The sequence below is a fragment of the Shimia sp. Alg240-R146 genome (assembly GCF_947331465.1).
Lineage (GTDB): Bacteria > Pseudomonadota > Alphaproteobacteria > Rhodobacterales > Rhodobacteraceae > Shimia.
In genome coordinates, this window is the sequence record NZ_CAMZOK010000004.1 from 94,198 (window position 1) to 111,755 (window position 17,558).

General features: G+C 58.0%; 19 protein-coding genes and 1 pseudogene. 12 read left to right on the forward strand and 8 right to left on the reverse strand.

Annotated elements, in window-relative coordinates; translation table 11 throughout:
- Positions 1 to 206: 206 nt before the first annotated feature.
- From PG871_RS20015 to PG871_RS20040, 6 genes are all read left to right on the forward strand, one after another.
- Positions 207 to 593, forward strand: a complete 387-nt coding sequence (locus PG871_RS20015) for a nuclear transport factor 2 family protein (RefSeq protein ID WP_270733000.1) — start codon at positions 207 to 209, stop codon at positions 591 to 593.
- Positions 594 to 665: 72 nt separating this feature from the next.
- Positions 666 to 3,476: a bifunctional [glutamine synthetase] adenylyltransferase/[glutamine synthetase]-adenylyl-L-tyrosine phosphorylase gene (locus tag PG871_RS20020; protein ID WP_270733002.1), complete on the forward strand. Its 2,811-nt coding sequence runs from the start codon at positions 666 to 668 to the stop codon at positions 3,474 to 3,476.
- Positions 3,463 to 3,747, forward strand: a complete 285-nt coding sequence (locus PG871_RS20025) for a hypothetical protein (protein ID WP_270733003.1) — start codon at positions 3,463 to 3,465, stop codon at positions 3,745 to 3,747. Before PG871_RS20020 ends, PG871_RS20025 begins: the two co-directional genes overlap by 14 nt.
- Positions 3,748 to 3,882: 135 nt before the next feature.
- Positions 3,883 to 4,539 (forward strand): DUF6778 family protein, encoded by a 657-nt coding sequence (locus PG871_RS20030; RefSeq protein WP_270733005.1) that lies wholly within the window; start codon positions 3,883 to 3,885, stop codon positions 4,537 to 4,539.
- Positions 4,540 to 4,581: 42 nt separating this feature from the next.
- Entirely contained in the window at positions 4,582 to 5,781 is a 1,200-nt protein-coding gene (locus PG871_RS20035; protein WP_270733007.1) for an RSP_2647 family RNA methyltransferase, read from the forward strand.
- A complete protein-coding gene (locus PG871_RS20040) occupies positions 5,778 to 6,332 on the forward strand; it encodes an RSP_2648 family PIN domain-containing protein (protein ID WP_270733009.1) in 555 nt (184 codons plus the stop codon). The genes PG871_RS20035 and PG871_RS20040 overlap by 4 nt, the downstream gene beginning before the upstream one ends.
- Here the strand turns inward: PG871_RS20040 and PG871_RS20045 are convergent.
- Positions 6,329 to 7,021, reverse strand: a complete 693-nt coding sequence (locus PG871_RS20045) for a M48 family metallopeptidase (RefSeq protein ID WP_270733011.1) — start codon at positions 7,019 to 7,021, stop codon at positions 6,329 to 6,331. The two genes, PG871_RS20040 and PG871_RS20045, sit on opposite strands and share 4 nt — an antisense overlap.
- Positions 7,022 to 7,195: 174 nt before the next feature.
- Between PG871_RS20045 and PG871_RS20050 the strand changes: the two genes are divergently transcribed.
- Positions 7,196 to 7,657 (forward strand): hypothetical protein, encoded by a 462-nt coding sequence (locus PG871_RS20050; RefSeq protein WP_270733013.1) that lies wholly within the window; start codon positions 7,196 to 7,198, stop codon positions 7,655 to 7,657.
- Here PG871_RS20050 and PG871_RS20055 read toward each other — a convergent pair.
- From PG871_RS20055 to PG871_RS20075, 5 genes and pseudogenes are all read right to left on the reverse strand, one after another.
- A complete protein-coding gene (locus PG871_RS20055) occupies positions 7,654 to 8,838 on the reverse strand; it encodes a vWA domain-containing protein (RefSeq protein ID WP_270733016.1) in 1,185 nt (394 codons plus the stop codon). The genes PG871_RS20050 and PG871_RS20055 overlap by 4 nt on opposite strands.
- Before the next feature lie 3 nt (positions 8,839 to 8,841).
- The gene (locus tag PG871_RS20060) at positions 8,842 to 9,009 is read right to left on the reverse strand and encodes a hypothetical protein (RefSeq protein ID WP_270733019.1); all 168 of its coding nucleotides are present in this window, start codon (positions 9,007 to 9,009) and stop codon (positions 8,842 to 8,844) included.
- A gap of 9 nt (positions 9,010 to 9,018) precedes the next feature.
- Positions 9,019 to 10,395 carry a DUF2927 domain-containing protein gene (locus tag PG871_RS20065; RefSeq protein ID WP_443020519.1) on the reverse strand — a complete coding sequence of 459 codons (1,377 nt, stop codon included), beginning with the start codon at positions 10,393 to 10,395 and terminating at the stop codon, positions 9,019 to 9,021.
- A pseudogene (locus PG871_RS20070) lies at positions 10,395 to 10,859 on the reverse strand (GNAT family N-acetyltransferase); the annotation flags it as partial. The gene PG871_RS20065 and the pseudogene PG871_RS20070, both read right to left, overlap by 1 nt.
- Positions 10,860 to 10,983: 124 nt before the next feature.
- Positions 10,984 to 11,823 carry an AAA family ATPase gene (locus PG871_RS20075; RefSeq protein ID WP_270733022.1) on the reverse strand — a complete coding sequence of 280 codons (840 nt, stop codon included), beginning with the start codon at positions 11,821 to 11,823 and terminating at the stop codon, positions 10,984 to 10,986.
- A gap of 183 nt (positions 11,824 to 12,006) precedes the next feature.
- Here PG871_RS20075 and dksA point away from each other — a divergent pair, with 183 nt between their 5' ends.
- Both dksA and PG871_RS20085 read left to right on the forward strand, forming a co-directional pair.
- Complete coding sequence (dksA, locus tag PG871_RS20080; RefSeq protein WP_270733099.1) at positions 12,007 to 12,429, forward strand: RNA polymerase-binding protein DksA; 423 nt, start codon at positions 12,007 to 12,009, stop codon at positions 12,427 to 12,429.
- A 91-nt stretch (positions 12,430 to 12,520) separates the two neighbouring features.
- Positions 12,521 to 13,696, forward strand: coding sequence for an FAD-dependent monooxygenase (locus PG871_RS20085; protein WP_270733025.1), 1,176 nt, complete (start codon positions 12,521 to 12,523; stop codon positions 13,694 to 13,696).
- Positions 13,697 to 13,705: 9 nt separating this feature from the next.
- Here the strand turns inward: PG871_RS20085 and xth are convergent, their stop codons facing one another.
- Positions 13,706 to 14,485, reverse strand: coding sequence for an exodeoxyribonuclease III (gene xth / locus PG871_RS20090; RefSeq protein ID WP_270733027.1), 780 nt, complete (start codon positions 14,483 to 14,485; stop codon positions 13,706 to 13,708).
- A gap of 406 nt (positions 14,486 to 14,891) precedes the next feature.
- Between xth and PG871_RS20095 the strand changes: the two genes are divergently transcribed.
- The 3 genes from PG871_RS20095 to PG871_RS20105 all read left to right on the forward strand — a co-directional run bounded on the left by PG871_RS20095 (position 14,892) and on the right by PG871_RS20105 (position 17,193).
- Positions 14,892 to 15,152: a DUF6749 family protein gene (locus tag PG871_RS20095; RefSeq protein ID WP_270733028.1), complete on the forward strand. Its 261-nt coding sequence runs from the start codon at positions 14,892 to 14,894 to the stop codon at positions 15,150 to 15,152.
- Between the two features lie 68 nt (positions 15,153 to 15,220).
- Positions 15,221 to 16,303, forward strand: a complete 1,083-nt coding sequence (locus tag PG871_RS20100) for a DUF6902 family protein (protein ID WP_270733029.1) — start codon at positions 15,221 to 15,223, stop codon at positions 16,301 to 16,303.
- Positions 16,300 to 17,193 carry a DMT family transporter gene (locus PG871_RS20105; protein ID WP_270733031.1) on the forward strand — a complete coding sequence of 298 codons (894 nt, stop codon included), beginning with the start codon at positions 16,300 to 16,302 and terminating at the stop codon, positions 17,191 to 17,193. Before PG871_RS20100 ends, PG871_RS20105 begins: the two co-directional genes overlap by 4 nt.
- Here the strand turns inward: PG871_RS20105 and PG871_RS20110 are convergent.
- Positions 17,186 to 17,509: a HesB/IscA family protein gene (locus tag PG871_RS20110; RefSeq protein ID WP_270733035.1), complete on the reverse strand. Its 324-nt coding sequence runs from the start codon at positions 17,507 to 17,509 to the stop codon at positions 17,186 to 17,188. The genes PG871_RS20105 and PG871_RS20110 overlap by 8 nt on opposite strands.
- Between the last annotated feature and the right edge of the window lie 49 nt (positions 17,510 to 17,558).

A 17,558-nucleotide genomic window follows, 5' to 3' on the forward strand; every position in this document is an offset into this window, starting at 1 on the left:
TGGGGTTATCGGCATGTAAATAAAGGTTTTTTGATTGGGGGTGTTCAGGTTTGGGTTTGAAACAGGTTCGATAACAGCGGATATTCTTGGCGGTTTTGGCTGGGGCTTCATCCCGTTGGGGGCCACTTTGAAGCGATTGTCGACAATGTCGGGGTTTAGGCCAACGCGACGTTGAATTCTTTTGTCACTGCGCGCAATCTATTGCCATGAACCAGATTTCTGAACGATTGCAGGCCCTTTTGGCTTTGGAAACACAGGTGTGGAACGCGCTTGTGACGGGAGATGGATCGGCGGATGCCGCGATGCTGTCGGAGGACTTTCTTGGAGTTTATCCGGATGGCTTCGCCGGCAAGGAGGCCCATGTCGGCCAGTTGGACGGTGGCGCCACGGTCGCAGACTTCCGATTGAGCGACGTTCACTTGCGGGATGCAGGCGAGGCGGCGGCATTGTTGATCTACCGTGCTGATTTTCTGAGGGTTGGCCACGACAGCTGGGAAACGATGCTGGTCAGTTCTCTTTGGGAAAAGCGGCCGGGTGGATGGATCAATTCCTTCAGTCAGGACACGCCGCTGACCGGTGACGCGGTTGTCTGAGGCGACCGGCCCTGCCGGGGCGCGACACAAGCGCAGATTGACCTCCCCGTATGTCCTGCGCAAGGTCGCGCCATGACATTTTCCAGCCGCATCACCCGCCTTCCGATTGCTTTTGACACCGACCTGGGTGCGGAGGCGGTGGGGTTTGTGCCTGCGCTCACTGGTGATCTGAAGAAACTGATTGATGGCACAGGCGGCTCATCACCTTACCTTAAGGGGCTGATCGCCAAAGAAGCAGATTGGTTGCCTGAAGCGCTTGATGATCCTGAAGCGGCCGTGGCTGCGCTTTTTGCCGCGTTGCGTCAGGTGGCGCCGGATCAAATGCCGGCAGCGTTACGACAAGGCAAGCGACGGGTGGCGCTGTTGACTGCGTTGGCCGACCTGAGCGGGGTTTGGGCGCTGGAGCAGGTCACCGGTACGCTGACCGATTTTGCCGATCTTGCCAGTCAGCTGGCGCTTGAGACCACGATTGGCGCCGAGATCCGGCGCGGCAAGCTGCCGGGGGCAACGGAAGACGACATTCCGACGGCGGGTGGCATGGTCAGCATCGCGATGGGCAAGATGGGAGCGCATGAGCTGAACTATAGTTCGGACATCGATCTGATCTGTTTGTTTGACGAAACGCGGTTTGAACCGGACGATTATCATGACGCCCGCGCCAGTTTCATTCGCGCGACCCGCAAGATGGCGGCGATGCTGAACGACCTGACGGGGGACGGCTATGTGTTTCGTACGGATTTGCGCCTGCGTCCTGATCCGGCGGTGACGCCTGTTTGCCTCGCGATGGAAGCGGCCGAGCGGTATTACGAGAGCCTTGGTCGCACATGGGAGCGGGCGGCCTATATCAAGGCGCGACCCTCGGCCGGGGATTTAGAGGCCGGACAGAGGTTTCTGGACACGCTCAAGCCGTTTGTGTGGCGCAAGCATCTGGACTTTGCCGCCATTCAGGACGCGCATGACATGCGCTTGCGTATCCGTGAGCACAAAGGGCTGGGTGGGCCGATTTCTCTCGATGGGCACAATATGAAGCTGGGGCGCGGGGGCATTCGGGAGATCGAGTTTTTCACACAGACGCGGCAAATTATTGCAGGTGGGCGCGATCGTGATTTGCGCGATCGGCGCACGGTGCCGGCCCTTGGGCATTTGGCGGAAAAGGGCTGGGTTCCTGAAGATGCGGCGGTGACATTGGCCAAACATTACCGGTTCCATCGCGAAGTCGAGCATCGGGTGCAGATGGTGAATGACGCGCAGACCCATTTGTTGCCAAAAACAGAGGACGGTTGGGGTCGGGTTGCGGGGCTGATGGGGCGGGACGTGGCCGACGTCAAAGCTGATTTGCGGGCGAGGTTGACCGAGGTGCATGAGGTTACCGAGGGCTTCTTTGCGCCGGATGCAGGCGAATCTGACGCCGCGCACAATGATGTGCTGGATCAGGCGGTGATTGATCGCTGGGCGACCTATCCGGCGTTGCGCAGTTCGCGGGCGGTCGAGATATTTGAACGGGTAAAACCCGAGATCTTGCGCCGGTTGGCCGAAACCGCGCGGCCTGATGAGGCCTTGTTGGCGCTCGACGGGTTTCTCAAGGGACTGCCAGCTGGCGTGCAGCTGTTTTCATTGTTTGAGGCCAACACGCATTTGATTGATCTGTTGGTGGACATTGTCGGCACGGCACCGGCTTTGGCACAGCATTTGTCGCGCAATTCCGGCGTGTTTGATGCGGTGATTGGCGGGTCATTTTTCACGGAGTGGCCGGGTGTCGACGGGCTGTGCGCCGAATTGGGCGACCGTCTGGCGCTTGAGGGGGATTACGAGCACAAGCTTGACGCGGCGCGGCGCTGGGGTAAGGAATGGCAATTCCGCATCGGGGTGCATCATTTGCGCGGACTGATTGATGCGCAGGAGGCCGGGGCGCAGTACGCGGATTTGGCACAAGCGGTTGTGGCGGGTGTCTGGCCTGCCGTTGCGGAGCATTTTGCAGAGAAACACGGGGAGCAGCCGGGACGCGGCGCGATGGTTTTGGGCATGGGCAGCCTCGGGGCGCGGCGGCTCAATGCCACCTCTGATCTTGATCTGATCGTGATCTATGATGCGGCGGGCGTGGATGTGTCAGAAGGGCGGCGGCCCTTGGCGGCGCGGGCGTACTATGCGCGGTTGACGCAGGCACTGGTTACGGCGTTGTCGGCCCCGATGGCGCAGGGGCGGCTTTATGAGGTCGACATGCGGTTGCGGCCCAGCGGCACACAGGGGCCGGTTGCGACCTCGGTGGCGTCCTTTAGGGATTATCAGACCAACGAGGCTTGGACGTGGGAGCATCTGGCGCTGACACGGGCGCGGCCGATTGCTGGTGAGGCTGGTCTGATGGATGAGGTTGAAGCGTTTCGCCGCGACATTCTGGGGACTGAGCGTGATCAGGCGCAGGTGCGAGCGGATGTTGCGGAAATGCGCGCCCGGATTTCGGCGGCGAAAAAGCCGGACGGGGAGTGGGATGCCAAAATCGGGGCCGGACGGCTGCAAGACATCGAGTTGATCTCGCAAGCCGGAGCTTTGCTGGCGGGGCATGCGCGGCGGGCTGTGGCCGAAGGCACGCAGGCAGGTGTCGCAATTGGCTGGTTGAGCGCCGCTGAGGCGGCAGAGCTGGGTGCGACTTACGGGCTTTGTTGGCAGGTGCAACTGGCGTCAAAGCTGCTGAGCGGATCGACACTTGATCCTGATGCGATTGGTGCTGGCGGGCGGGCGTTCTTGTTGCGGGAGACCGGTCATGAAGACATCGGCGGGTTATTGGCCGACATTGATGCGGGAACCGCGCGGGCGGCGGAAATCATCGCGGCAGCGCTGGAGCGCGCGCCGGGGCAAGTGGCTGGTTCGGCCAATGGGGAGACTTGAAGTGGCCAGAGACAGGTTTGATCCCAAGGGTCTGATTGCCGAAAGCTATAAGATCGAGGGCATTGCTTCCGAGGAATGTCGGTCCATCTTTCTGGACTGGGCCTTGTCGTTGGGTGACGAGTTGGACACAAAAGATGCCTTGGCTGTGCTGGTGAAGCGGCATGCAGACGCTGCACCGGACCATCCGATGAGCCCGGTTTTGCGCGACGGTCTGGTTCAGATGCACGCGCCGAAACGACGCGGCGGGTGGCGCAGTCGGCAGCGTAACTGAGGCGGCGGATCCGCTCATTTCCTCTAAAAATTGGCTAAATTCCCCTGAATCGTCGGGCCTGTGACGTATTCCCGCCCCATTTCGGAGCGATTCTCGACTGGGAATAGCAGAGGCCAAAGGCCCGAGGAGATGGACATGAAACATGTTCGACTGATTGCAGCGATGGTTTTGGGATTGAGTGCGGCGGCATGCGGCTCGGTGGATACCGCGACCCGAAATGCACCGTATGAAAACGCTCCGACTCAGGCTGTGGCTCCGGCGCCGTCTTTCCAGTTGGCTGGTATGAGCGTGTCTGTTCCGACCTCATTGAAAGTGTCCGAGAGCAACCGCTATTACCCCGGTGGTGACATCGTGTGGCGCGGCGATGCCTATGGCAACCGCTACGAGCAAGTCAAAGCCATCTTTGAAGACAGCATCGCATTGGGTGGTGGTCTGGCCGAGGGCGAAATTCCTGTGAACGTGTTTATCGAAGTGACACGGTTCCACGCGCTTACGGAAAAGACCCGTTACAGTGTCGGCGGTGTGCACTCGATCGAATTTACTATGACCATCACTGATCCACTGACTGGTGTGGTGCTGCGCGGTCCAAAAGAAATCAAGGCAAGCCTTGTGGGCTACGGCGGTGAAAAAGCGTTGCAGGCCGAGGCGCGCGGGTTGACCCAGAAGTATCGCATCACCCAGCATCTGGCGCGTGTGGTTCTGGACGAGATGACCAAATCGCAGGGCTTTGTGGCGCCAAAAGGTGGCGTGACAGCATCCATTGTTCCTTTGACATCGGCGCGTCCGATCTGATCGCACCTTTTCAGCGACCAAAGAATTGAGTAGGAGGGCGGCATGAATATGCCGTCCTCTTTGCCTATTGTGCGTCTCAAGCCCAAAGCCAACGCCCGCGCGATCCGTCATGGATTTCCGTGGGTCTATGACAATGAACTGGTCACTGACCGGCGCACCAAGGGGCTGTCGCCCGGTACGCTTGCTGTGCTGGAAGATGACAAGCGCCAAGCGATGGGCATTGTCGCCACCAACAGCCAAAGCCGGATTTTTTGCCGGATGCTGGAACGTGACACCGAAGTGGTGATTGATCAGGCGTGGTTTGAAGCCAAGTTTGCCCGTGCGCTGGCGATGCGACAGCGGCTCTATGCGACGCCTTTTTACCGCTTGATCCATGCCGAGGCGGATGGGCTGCCCGGTGTGGTGGTGGACCGGTTTGGCGACACCGCAGTTGTACAGCCAAACGCAGCCTGGGCTGATGTCTTGCTTGAGCCGATGGTTGCGGCCCTCGTGGCGGTCACTGGCATCACCAATGTGATCAAGAACGGATCAGGGCGCGCGCGTGGATTGGAAGGCCTTGAGGACAACAGCGGCGTTATGGTCGGGGCAGCCCCCGACGCGCCGGTGCCTGTTGTGATGAACGGTGCGACCTATATGGCCGACCTGACCGGTGGGCAAAAGACCGGGCTTTTCTTTGATCAACGTCCTAACCACGGATTCGCGGCCTCGCTTTGCAAAGATGCAAAGGTTCTGGATGTTTTCAGCCATGTTGGCGGCTTTTCCTTGGCTGCTTTGGCAAATGGCGCGTCTGAGGCTGTTGCGGTCGATGGATCGGCAGCTGCGTTGCAGTTGGCCGAAGCAGGCGCGGCGGCGACGGGCATGACAGATCGGTTTTCCACCCGCAAAGGCGATGCTTTTGACGTGCTGACAGCCTTGAACGAAGAAGGCGCGAAGTTTGATGTGGTGATCTGTGATCCCCCCGCGTTTGCGCCGTCAAAACCAGCGCTGGAAAAGGGGCTGCGGGCCTATGAACGGGTGGCGCGGCTGGCAGCGCCATTGGTGGCTGAAGGTGGCTATCTCGGGCTGTGCTCCTGTTCGCATGCGGCCGATTTGGCGCGGTTTCGCGGCGCCAGCCTGCGCGGTATCGGGCGGGCAGGGCGTCAGGCACAACTGATCCACACTGGATTTGCCGGGCCTGACCACCCATTGATGCCCCAGCTTGCGGAAAGCGGATACCTCAAGTCGCTGTTTTTCCGCCTGTGAGGCTGTTGCTGGACACCTGTGTTCTGTTCCCGACTGTGATGCGGGAAGTTCTTCTTGGCGTTGCCAAGACGGGCGCATTTGAGCCGCAGTGGTCCCCGCGCATTTTGGAGGAATGGGCACGCGCAGCACGCAAGATCGGGCCGACGGGCGAAGCGCAGGCGCGCGGTGAGATTGCGCTGGTGCGAGCCGCGTGGCCAAAGGCCGAGGTGTCGTGGAAACCGTCGCTGGAAGATCGGCTGTATTTGCCGGACGAGAATGACATTCACGTTTTGGCGGCTGCGATTTCGGGTTCTGCCGACGGAATTGTCACCTTGAATGCCAAGGATTTCCCCAAAAATCTCTTGGCGGAAGAGGGACTTGAGCGAATTGACCCTGATGGATTGGTTTACGGCATTTGGCTGCAAGACCCAGAGGCTGTGAGCGCTGCATGTGAAGCTGTGCGCCGTGAGGCGGATCGGTTGAGTGGCGCGCAGTGGGAGATGCGGGCATTGCTTAAGAAGGCGCGGTTGCCGCGTTTGGCGAAAGCCGTGGGGCAGAGATCCGCGACTTAGGTTGAGGCAATGCCCCAATCGCGTTCGAGCTTTTCGATTGCCTTGACGCGGTCTTCAGTTTTTGGATGGCTGAGCAACCACGCGGGCGTTGTTGCGCCGTGCGCACCGGTCAGATGCGGCAGGCGTTCGAGCAGGCTTTTCTGTGCGCTGGTGCCAATGCCGGATTTCACCAACAGGGCAGCGGCGTAGGCGTCGGCCTCATATTCATCGACGCGCGACAGGCGGGCCATCAGCAGGCTCATGACCGAGTTGGCGATTATCAAGCCGACGCCGGGAAGAAAGCGGTTCAAGACCATCGCGAGCGCCGTTCGCACCGCGTTCTGACCGGAAAAGTCGATCATGCGGCGGCGGGTGTGGCCAAGGGCGACGTGGCCCAATTCATGCGCCACCACCGAGGCGAGCTCGGAGGGGGATACCAAACCAGCCTGATAGCGGTCAAAAAAGCCTCGGGTCAGAAAAATGCGCCCGTCTGGCGCAGCGAGGCCATTGATCGGCTCGATCTCGTAGATGTGCACCTTTATGCGAGGCAAATCGAGCGCGTGCGCCATCTTGTTGATCAGGGTGGATAGCACAGGGTCGGTCATCTCGGTGGCGTTGGCATCCAGATTGCGAGCGGTGCTCCATGCGGAGAACCGCACCATGAGGATGCCGTAGCCAAGGGCCAGCAGAATGGGCAAAAATTTGATCATGGAGTCAATATGGTTGGTCCTGAAAAAAGAACAATACGTATTTTGAAGGCAGGACTGGCCCAATATCGCGGACGGTGGCGGGTATTTTTCCAGATGCGGTCAAAGTCTGGTCGCAATCCTTAGTAAGATAGAATAAACAAAATGAAATTCTATTTATGGTAGATAGGTATTAATATGAATTTTTGGGTTTACCTCAGCTATCGCGGAAGTTTACGAGCTTTGGGGGGATTTGCTGCCCTCATGGTTTTGGTAACTATGCCGGGGCTGTTGTCCAAACTGTCGATTGGCGCATTACCGCAGGCGACGGTGTTTTATCTTTTTCTGACACTGGCAGGTTGCGCGTTGGTCTTTAAGGGACTGAGACCCAAGTGGGTCGACCGGCCGCTGGGTTGGACCCAGGGCACTATGATTTTTCTGACGTTGATGGTGCTTGGGTTTTCCGCCGGAGAACTGGCCACCAAGGCGGTGGTGATGTCAGACATGAACCTTGCGGCGGCACAACAGATGACCATTTTGCTATGGTGTGTCGCTATGGCGCTTGGCACCGTGGCGGGCACAACCGGTGTAGTTGTCAGTCTTTTCAGTGATGTATCCGGCAGTCGCGCGGTCTTTGGTCAGAGCTCAAAAGGGATTTAGCGCACCAGTTCGCGCATGCCTTTTTCCAAGCCTGCAAGGGTCATTGGCACCATTCGGTTCTCGAAGATCTCGCGGATCATCTGAACCGAATGGGTGTATTGCCATTGGGCCTCGGGCGTCGGGTTGATCCAAAGGTTGGAACTCCATTGATCGCGTGCGCGTTCCAACCAGACCTGACCGGGCTCTGCATTCCAATGTTCATTTGCGCCGCCGGCATAGGCAACCTCATAGGGCGACATCGCTGCGTCCCCAACAAAGATGCATTTATAATCCGGCCCATAGGTGCGCATAACTTCGTGAGTTGAGGTTTGATCATTCCAGCGGCGTTTGTTATCGCGCCAAACGCCTTCGTATAGGCAGTTGTGAAAATAATAGTATTCAAGGTGCTTGAATTCAGCGCGTGCTGCAGAGAACAGTTCCTCTACAACCTTAACATGCGGATCCATTGAGCCGCCCACGTCGAGGAATAGCAAAACTTTCACGGCATTGTGACGTTCGGGGCGGGTTTTCACATCCAGATAGCCGTTCTCTGCCGTCGATTTGATTGTTCCGGAAAGATCGAGCTCTTCGGCTGCACCCTCGCGGGCCCAGCGGCGCAGGCGCTTGAGCGCAACCTTGATGTTGCGTGTGCCCAGTTCAACGCCGTCGTCCAGATTGCGGAATTCGCGTTTGTCCCAGACTTTGGTGGCGCGTTGGTGACGGCTTTCTTTCTGGCCGATGCGCACGCCTTCGGGATTGTAGCCGTAAGCGCCAAAAGGTGAGGTACCGGCTGTGCCGATCCATTTGTTGCCGCCCTGATGCCGGCCTTCCTGTTCTTTGAGACGCTCCTTGAGCGTTTCCATCAGTTTGTCAAAGCCACCCAGCGCCTCGATTTCGGCCATTTCTTCGGCGCTGAGATGTTTTTCCGCCATCTTGCGGATCCACTCTTCGGGAATGTCGACGGCTTCAAGTACGTCTTGGGCAGAGATTTCGTTCAGCCCGTCAAAGGTCGCTGCAAAGGCGCGGTCGAATTTGTCGATGTTGCGCTCATCTTTGACCATGATCGTGCGGCCAAGATAGTAGAAGGCGTCGATATCATAGGTGGCCAGTCCCGCCTTGAGCGCCTCAAGAAAGCCGAGGAATTCACGCAAGGACACTGGCACGCCAGCGGAACGGAGATTTTCAAAGAAGCGCAGGAACATAGATCAGAGAGACAGCCGATGGATGATGAGAGTGATGAACAGGCCAAGCATGCCAAAGATCATCGCGTAAATCACCGCATATCGCAGAATGTCCACTTTTTTGCCGCCACGTCTTTTTGCAGTGACGCCGCCAGTCAGTGCGCCCAGTAGGGCCCCCAGGATGACTATCATTGTGCCTTACTAACTCCCTTTGAGTGGGCTAAGGGCAGAGATTTCGCGCAGTTTAGAGCGCACTGCCCAGTCCGGTCCGAACCCGTAGCGCGCCCAACCCAGACTGTCCAGACGAAGCTGGCCGGCTTCTTCCAAACGGCCTTCGAGTTCAAGACCTTCGGCTTGCAGAAGCATCAGTTGTGACAGCAGGGCAGCGTTTTCATGGCGTCCGGCGGTGGCAATATAAGGTGCAGTGAGGTTGATGGCCTCTTGGCCACGGCCTGCAGCGACGGCATGTGCGGCAAGGCGTGCGGCGACAAAAGCGCGATGGGGGCCGTAGTCCGGAAAGCGGGCAAGCACTTGATCAGCATAAATGAATTGCGTGTGGGCCGCGTTGATATCGCTACCGGCCAGCAAGCGGCCGAGCGCGGTGTAGGAAAAGCTAAGGCGGTGGTCGTTCCAGCCTTCTTCTTGTGCGATTTGCAATGCCTGGCGGGCGGCGGCTCGGCGACTTTCGGGGCTGGTGGCACCGGGGCCAAGTGCCTGTTGGATCGCATCAATCCAGCTGCGAGGCGTGGCGGAAGGGTATTGCGGTGAAAGCCGGTCCCCGCGCGGGTTTATCCGAGACAAGATGTCGGGCAAGCGGGCCGCGACCTGATCACGGGACATGCCGCTTTGCAAAGAGGGATCATAGTAGGCGCGCAGTATGGTCATATCAAAACCGGTCAGCACGGCGTGCACATCGTCATCGTTAAACACACTGTCGGGCAGGCGATAAAGATCGTTGAGCGGACCAAGCGCTTGGGCCAGTTCTTCGTGCAGACAATCGCGGGTTTCCTGCGGTGTGGTGTCATTTGGCACAAAGATCGCAATTTTTTCGCGTTCTTTCAGGGTCAACCAATTGGCAGCGCCACTTCGGCGGGCCGATTTATACTGAGACAGAGACGAAATGTTGGGCACCACAAAACAGGCCGCCTGTGGCAGGGTGCGGCGGATGTCGCGGCGGGTCACAGCGGCGACGGTGATATTGGCGGAGTCGCTGTTGGTCAGGCGAATGTTGATCTGTGCCTCGTTGCGCAGGCGCGACAGCAGGCCTTGCAGATCGGCGGTCAGGTTGGCGGGGGCTTTGCCCGTGACGCGCACTGTAATCGGGCCTTCAAATCGGGTCAGATGTGGCAACGTGCGGCCACTTTCCAGAGCGAAGCTTAGATCAAGGAAGTCTCGGGCAATGTCACGATTGGAGCGCGCGGGAGGCGTTGGCCGTGGCGTGGCAAAACTTTTGACCGGGGGCAGGGTGGTATCCGAGATCGCGGCTCGGGTCGCGATGCCGGTGCCTTGCCCGGAATTGGGCACGGGCGCACAAGCGGCGGCAACGAAAGTCAGGGGAAGAAGAAACCGGAAGAGCATTAGGAACGCTGGTACCTTATGAAAGGGGTCTTTACGGCAATGCGGTCATAAAGCTGGCGCGCCGTGGTGTTGAAATCCTGTGTCAGCCAATAGACCGATGGGGTGCCGGCGGCGTCAGCGGCCGCATAGACGGCTTCGATCAGGGCGCGCCCGATGCCTTGGCCACGTATGTCTGGATCTGCGTAGAGGTCTTGCAAATAACAAACGTTTTCGATTTTCCACGCGTGGCGGTGAAAAAGGTAGTGGGTCAGGCCAACGGGTGCGCCATCAACCTCGGCGATCAAGCAGGTGAAATCCTGCGGATCATCACCCAGGAGGCGTGCAAACGTGGTCTGGTAAACCTCTTCGGGGGCGGAGGTCTCATAAAAGGTCAAATAGTCCGTCCAAAGACGGCGCCAATCGGCCTCGTCCGCTGCGGTTAGCGGGCGCACAGAAACGGTCTGTGAAGTCTTGCTCATGCGGTCTCCCCGACGCGCCTCTGTTGGGCGCGGTCAATTTTGTGCTCAGATCGTAGCATCTTGCCCTGCAAATGGGGCAACAATTCGTGCGCATCGGGTCGGTTTTCAGATGACCGGTGTTTTTGCCGAATTAGCGGCCCGACCGCGCCATGAAGGCCAGACGCTCAAACAGATGCACGTCCTGTTCGTTTTTAAGCAGGGCGCCGTGTAGTTTGGGTAAGGCGCTGGCCCCGTCGCGTTTGAGATCCTCAGGCGAGAGGTCTTCGGCGAGAAGCAGTTTCAGCCAGTCGATCACCTCAGATGTGGAGGGTTTCTTCTTAAGGCCCGGCGTATCGCGGATTTCGTAGAATTGGGTCAGCGCAGTCGTCAAAAGCGATGACTTGATGCCCGGATGATGTACTTCGACGATCTGTTTCAGCGTGTCGAGTTCGGGGAAGCGGATATAGTGGAAAAAGCAGCGTCGCAGAAAGGCGTCAGGCAGTTCTTTTTCGTTGTTGGAGGTGATGATGATGATTGGACGGTGTTTCGCGGAGACAGTTTCACCGGTCTCATAGACGTGAAACGCCATCTTATCGAGTTCCTGCAACAGATCGTTTGGAAACTCGATGTCGGCCTTGTCAATTTCGTCAATCAAAAGCACCACACGTTCGTCGGAATCAAAGGCTTCCCAAAGCTTGCCGCGCTTGATGTAGTTGCCGATGTCGTGCACGCGTTCTTCGCCCAGTTGGCTGTCACGCAAGCGAGACACGGCGTCGTATTCATAGAGCCCTTGTTGGGCTTTGGTGGTGGATTTGATGTTCCACTCGATCATGCGCAGACCGAGAGACTGCGCCACTTGCAGGGCCAATTCAGTTTTGCCGGTGCCCGGTTCCCCCTTGACCAGCAAGGGCCGTTCCAAAGCGACGGAGGCGTTGACCGCGACGGTCAAATCGTCGGTGGCCACATATTCTTTGGTGCCTGCAAATTTCATCAAAAGTCCCTGCGCATTGTCCTGTTTCGGGGGCGACCCTAGCGTGAACATAATTTGTCCGCAATGCGGTGCTAGGGGTGGTGGACATTACGTCACGAAGGCGGTATTGGCAGGCCAATAGAGGGGGGTTGCATGTCTGACCTGAACACAATTAGAGACGTGAACCGCGATGAGGGAGCAGAAATGAAGGCCGAGACTTTCCTGCCCGACGACTATCGTCCCGCAGAAGATGAGCCGTTCATGAATGAGCGGCAAATCGAGTACTTCCGACGCAAATTGTACGATTGGCGCGGTGAGCTGCTTGCCGAGAGCCGTGACACCATCGAGGGTTTGCAAGACAGTACACGAAACATTCCGGATGTGGCGGATCGCGCGAGCGAAGAAACCGATCGGGCGTTGGAGTTGCGGACACGCGACCGCCAGCGCAAGTTGGTTCTGAAGATCGACAGCGCATTGCGCCGGATCGACGAAGGCGAATACGGTTACTGTGAAGTGACCGGTGAGCCAATTTCGCTTAAACGTCTGGATGCACGACCCATCGCGACAATGAGCCTTGAGGCGCAAGAGCGTCACGAGCGCCGCGAAAAGGTCCACCGCGACGATTGATGATCGCGCTTTGCTGACATAAAGAACGCCGGGTCATCGAGGCCCGGCGTTCTTTTTTGCAATGGCCCATGTCGACAGGATAAAAACAAGCATGGATCTGAACGGACTCAAAATCAGAGTTATCGGCGCTGGCATTGGCGGATTGACGGCGGCGTTGGTGCTGCGGGAACGGGGCGCGGATGTCACCGTTCTGGAGCAGGCAGAGGCAATCACCGAAGTGGGCGCTGGCTTGCAGGTGTCGCCGAACGGTATGGCGGTATTGCGCGCTTTGGGGCTTGAGGCTGCATTGCAGGTGCGGGCCGTGCGGGGGCAGGCGGTGGAGTTGCGCGACTATGCGCGCGGGCGGCTGGTTTCTCGGCTGAATTTGGGCGCGCTTGGCGATGATGCGCCGTACTATTTCGTCCATCGCTTTGATCTGATTGATATTTTGGCCGAAGCGGTGCGGGCTGCGGGCGTGAAAATCCGGCTGTTGCAAAAGGTTGAGACTGTGGTGCCGGGGGACGTGCCGCGTGTTGTGCTGGCGCATGGGCAGGAGGTGTCCGTGGATTTGGTGATTGGCGCGGATGGGCTACATTCCAAGCTGCGCCCCGTGTTGAATGGCACGGTTGCACCGTTTTTCACGCGGCAGGTGGCGTGGCGCGCAACGGTGCCGAATACAGTTGGCCACGGACCGGTGGCCAAAGTGCATATGGGGCCGCGTCGTCACGTTGTGAGCTATCCACTGCGCGGCGGTGAGATGGTCAACATCGTGGCCGTGCAAGAGAGATCGGGCTGGCACGAAGAAGGCTGGCACATCGCGGATGATCCCGCGAACCTGCGTGGGTGTTTTTCGGATTTTGAAGGCGAAACCAAAGCGTTACTGGCGAACGTTGAGACGGTTCGGAAATGGGGATTGTTCCGTCATCCGGTGGCGCCCATTTGGCACAAAGGCCATTCGGCGTTGCTTGGGGATGCGGCGCACCCGACGTTGCCATTTATGGCCCAAGGTGCCGTCATGGCGATGGAAGACGCTTGGGTGTTGGGCGATGCTCTTGCCAAGGCTGACGACATCGAGGCTGGATTGGCGGCGTATCAGATGCGGCGGCAAGGGCGCGTGCGACGGGTGGTCGACACAGCGTCCAAAAACGCCAGGCGGTATCACCTGAGCGCACCACCTGTGCGGATGGCCGCGCATCTCGGGCTGACGATTGCCTCGACGCTGGCGCCAAAAGCTATGATGGGTCACTTTGACTGGATCTATAGATACGATGTGACAAAAGACAGCTAGGTCAAATTGTTACGCGGCGAGGTCAATCCAGATTGGGACGTGATCCGAGGGTTTTGACCGGCCGCGTTCCTCTTTGTCGATCTGCACGTCTTGCAACAAGTCGGCACATTGCGGGCTCAGCAGGAAGTGGTCGATGCGGATACCGTCATCTTTGTTCCATGCGCCCGCCTGATAATCCCAAAATGTGAATTGGCCAGCGCCTGTGTTGCGAGACCTGAAGGCTTCGGTCAGGCCAAGGTTTAGCAGACGCCGATAAGCCGCTCGGCTTTGCGGTAGGGCGAGCGCGTCTTCTTGCCACACGTCAGGGCGTTTGGCGTCCTCATCTTGTGGGATCACATTGTAATCGCCGGCCATCAGGAAGGGTTCTTCTGTGGCCAAGAGCTCAATCGCGCGGGCCTCAAGCCGTTTCATCCACGCCAGCTTATAGTCGTATTTTGGCCCCGGCGTCGGGTTGCCATTTGGCAAATACAGTCCGCACACCCGAATAGGCACATCGCCCATAACCGTGGCCTCGATGTAGCGGGCCTGCTCGTCTGTGTCGTCTCCGGGCAGACCGCGCGTCACATCCTCAAGGGGAAGTTTGGACAGAATCGCCACGCCGTTGAAGCTTTTCTGGCCATGTGTTTCCAGGGTATAGCCGCGGTCCTCAAAGATTTCGCGAGGGAAGTTTTCGTCCACGGATTTGATTTCCTGCAACAGCGCAACATCGGGTTGTGCTTCGTCCAGCCAACGCGGCAGCGTTTCGATCCGCGCCTTGACGCCGTTGATGTTGAAACTCGCGATTTTCATGTCGGATTGCCTATGATTTTGAGGTCCGTCACTTTAGGCCGGTTCACCCGTTCTGAGCAAGCCGAATTGGCTGCCAGACGGTGGGCACTACCTGACAGGAAATCTCCGAATCCAGCTCGGTGGAGTGGGAGATTCGTGGCGGTTAGAGGGTCCTTTTCCATGATGATTCGTAACTGTTCGCCAGTGGTACTGACCGAATTGAGGCAAATATGTGGCCAGAAAGTGGAAAAAAAATGAAAAAATTAACGTTAGGGAAAGTTTGGTGAGTTCAGTTGGTTACCACGGTTTGGTCGCAACTCGCGGCTGAAATTTAGTGCAAAATAGCACGTTTAAGAGGAGTTCGGACTTCACGAAACACGCTTTGCGTGTAGTCTTGACCCACTTCAACTCATCAAGGAGAGATCCATTGCTTGCTTACAATTCCACCGAAATTGCTACCGAAACGCTAACCCACGACGAAGCAACCTGTGACATGTTCTCAGGGGACGGTGCTTCCATGTTTTCATCCGGCCTGGAGGCCAGCGCATCTGACGCGTTTTCCGGCGATGGAACGGCCATGTTCTCCAGCGGCCTAGTCCAAATGTTTTCCAGCGGTCTTGCACCTCAGAAAGAGGGTCTGCGTTTGGTAGGCGGCGATGGCGTCGAGATGTTCTCGTCGGGTCTGTAAAGCTGATTTAACTGGCAGACAAAATTTTAGGGGCGGCCCGATGGGCTGCGGATTTGAGGAGAGAGACCATGTCCAACGTCATCACTCTGGCCGTCCCAAAGCGGCAAGAAACACAAACCCCAAACGCGGTGCGGCTCGCAGGCGCCTTTGCTTGCGAACGGCGCAGCGAAAATGATGTGTTCTGGCTTAAGGAGAACGCCGAATTTCTGAATGTTGTGCAGGCAACCGGGCAGGACGCGCAAGAGGCGCTGGCGCTGTATGATCGGTTTTACGAGACCATTGAAACACGGATTGAGTTCTTTCCGCAGTACTATCGGTTTTTGTTGTCGATCTGCTTGGACATCGAGGATTTGCGGGGGCAGGGCGATACCGGTGAAAAGCTGGTGCGCTGGGTTCAGGCGGAAGGTCTGGCGCTCGCGGAGTTGTCGGACTTACAACGCATGGAGGCGCGGCGGCTTATGGCGCGGCGAGGGGTGTTGTGCAGCAATATTGACGACGGACTGGACGCGCGCGCCCGGACATTTATGGGCCGTACAGCTCAGTTTGCTTTGCCCAACAAAAAGATTGCGTATGAACTTACACATGCCGTGTTTTATCTGTCTGACTATGGGAGCCGGGACCCTGAGTTGACGGCTGAGGCGATGACGTCTTTGGAGTTTGTCGGGCTTTGGGCTTTTGTTGAACAGAACGCGGATTTGCTTTCCGAGATCTGCGTGGCAATGCGATTTGCCGGCAGAACCCCGCCGCAGGATTGGCTTGCATGGCTGCGCGGGCACACTTGCAGGTTTGGCCATGATCCCGGCATGTCGGTTGTGGCGTCAGACAATTACCATGAGTTTTTGATGTGCCAATGGGCCGGCATGGTTGCGGGCGCCGCAGATGGATTTACCGCCGCACCGCCGCCCGGTGTGGTTCCGGTATTTCAAAGCCCGCAAACCGGATTTGCGCCGCTGCGGGAATTGAGTGAAAGCCTATACGGCATGCACAACAGACGCACGGCGGACTGGTCGGTGATGCGACCGGCGATTTGGGCGGATTTGTCGCCTGCCGCGCGTGATCAGGTGGCGAGAGCCGAAGCATCAAGTGCATGTTTTGAGACGTTCTTTGCGCATTTCTCAAGGGTCAGTTCAATGCCGAGAGTTGCGTCATGAACCCGCGTAAAGAGGCTTTGCTCGGGGTGGTTCTAGTGGTCTTGTACACCGGAGCGATTTCGTTTGCCGATGCCATAACCAAACACATCGCCGGCAATTATGCGGCGCCCCAACTTTTCGCCATATCCGGCCTTGCCGTCGCGGGATTTTGCCTGCTGGTGACGCGCCCGTCAGGTACGTTGCCCAGAACCAGTTTGTGGCGGCCGACTTTGGTGCGGTGCGCATTGGGCATTCTGGCGTCGCTTGCGTTCTTTCTATCATTTCGGTTGTTGCCGATGGCCGAAGTGTTCCTGTTCATCGGGCTGATGCCGATCATGTCGGCGACCCTCTCCGGGCCTGTGTTGGGGGAGCGGTTGCAGCCAAGTACATGGCTGGCTTTGGCGCTTGGGGCGGTGGGGGTGTTTTTCCTGTTTCCGGATGGGGTGCACAACATCGGAGCGGGGCATGCGGTGGCACTTTGTGCAACCTTCACAGGCTCGCTGTCGTTGGTTTTGGCGCGATATATTTCCAATCGCGAGCAAGCCAGTCTGGCGCAGGTGTTTTATCCAAACCTAGCGTTGGGCGGGGCAATGGCTTTGGCTTTGCCGTTTGTCTGGCAACCCATGGGATCTGTGGAATTGGCGCTGGTTGCGGCGTATTCAGTGGCGCTGTTTGCCGCGCGTTGGCTGTGCATTCTCGCGCTGAGATTGCTGCCAGTGCATGTGGTCACGCTGTTGATGAGCCTGCAATTCGCCTGGATGGTCTGGTTGGGCGGTCGGTTTTTTGGCGAGGTACCGGGGATGCACGTCTATATAGGGGCGGCTGTGGTGGTTATGGCGGGGGCCATGTTGGTGTTGCAACGCATGATGCCGCAGGCAGGTGCCAAGCCGGTTGGCAAGCCGCTTACATAGAAAAGCTGGTGCCGCAGCCACAGGAACTGGTGGCGTTGGGGTTGTTGATCACAAACCGCGCACCGATCAACTCTTCGGTGAAATCGATCACCGCGTCCGCGAGGAAGGGCAGTGACACGCTGTCGACCAATACTTTTTCACCGCCGCCCTCAAGCACGAGGTCGTCATCTTTGACGGTGTCGAGCTTGATTTCATACTGAAACCCCGAGCAACCGCCGCCTTCGACCGCGACGCGCAGCGCCTGACCCTGATCAGATGCACCGATCTCGGCGAGGCGTTCAAAGGCACGATTGGTCACTTTGGGTGGGATTTGCATGGGGCACCTGCGGTTGTCATCAAATGGCCGGTTCAAACCGGCGCGTGAG

Excerpts from the sequence above, each read along its gene's own strand:
- PG871_RS20015 (WP_270733000.1), top strand. The coding sequence starts at position 207 with ATGAACCAGATTTCTGAACGATTGCAGGCCCTTTTGGCTTTGGAAACA.
- PG871_RS20020 (WP_270733002.1), top strand. The coding sequence starts at position 666 with ATGACATTTTCCAGCCGCATCACCCGCCTTCCGATTGCTTTTGACACC.
- PG871_RS20025 (WP_270733003.1), top strand. The coding sequence starts at position 3,463 with ATGGGGAGACTTGAAGTGGCCAGAGACAGGTTTGATCCCAAGGGTCTG.
- PG871_RS20030 (WP_270733005.1), top strand. The coding sequence starts at position 3,883 with ATGAAACATGTTCGACTGATTGCAGCGATGGTTTTGGGATTGAGTGCG.
- PG871_RS20035 (WP_270733007.1), top strand. The coding sequence starts at position 4,582 with ATGAATATGCCGTCCTCTTTGCCTATTGTGCGTCTCAAGCCCAAAGCC.
- PG871_RS20045 (WP_270733011.1), bottom strand. The coding sequence starts at position 7,021 with ATGATCAAATTTTTGCCCATTCTGCTGGCCCTTGGCTACGGCATCCTC.
- PG871_RS20050 (WP_270733013.1), top strand. The coding sequence starts at position 7,196 with ATGAATTTTTGGGTTTACCTCAGCTATCGCGGAAGTTTACGAGCTTTG.
- PG871_RS20055 (WP_270733016.1), bottom strand. The coding sequence starts at position 8,838 with ATGTTCCTGCGCTTCTTTGAAAATCTCCGTTCCGCTGGCGTGCCAGTG.
- PG871_RS20060 (WP_270733019.1), bottom strand. The coding sequence starts at position 9,009 with ATGATAGTCATCCTGGGGGCCCTACTGGGCGCACTGACTGGCGGCGTC.
- PG871_RS20065 (WP_443020519.1), bottom strand. The coding sequence starts at position 10,395 with ATGCTCTTCCGGTTTCTTCTTCCCCTGACTTTCGTTGCCGCCGCTTGT.
- PG871_RS20075 (WP_270733022.1), bottom strand. The coding sequence starts at position 11,823 with ATGAAATTTGCAGGCACCAAAGAATATGTGGCCACCGACGATTTGACC.
- dksA (WP_270733099.1), top strand. The coding sequence starts at position 12,007 with ATGAAGGCCGAGACTTTCCTGCCCGACGACTATCGTCCCGCAGAAGAT.
- PG871_RS20085 (WP_270733025.1), top strand. The coding sequence starts at position 12,521 with ATGGATCTGAACGGACTCAAAATCAGAGTTATCGGCGCTGGCATTGGC.
- xth (WP_270733027.1), bottom strand. The coding sequence starts at position 14,485 with ATGAAAATCGCGAGTTTCAACATCAACGGCGTCAAGGCGCGGATCGAA.
- PG871_RS20100 (WP_270733029.1), top strand. The coding sequence starts at position 15,221 with ATGTCCAACGTCATCACTCTGGCCGTCCCAAAGCGGCAAGAAACACAA.
- PG871_RS20105 (WP_270733031.1), top strand. The coding sequence starts at position 16,300 with ATGAACCCGCGTAAAGAGGCTTTGCTCGGGGTGGTTCTAGTGGTCTTG.
- PG871_RS20110 (WP_270733035.1), bottom strand. The coding sequence starts at position 17,509 with ATGCAAATCCCACCCAAAGTGACCAATCGTGCCTTTGAACGCCTCGCC.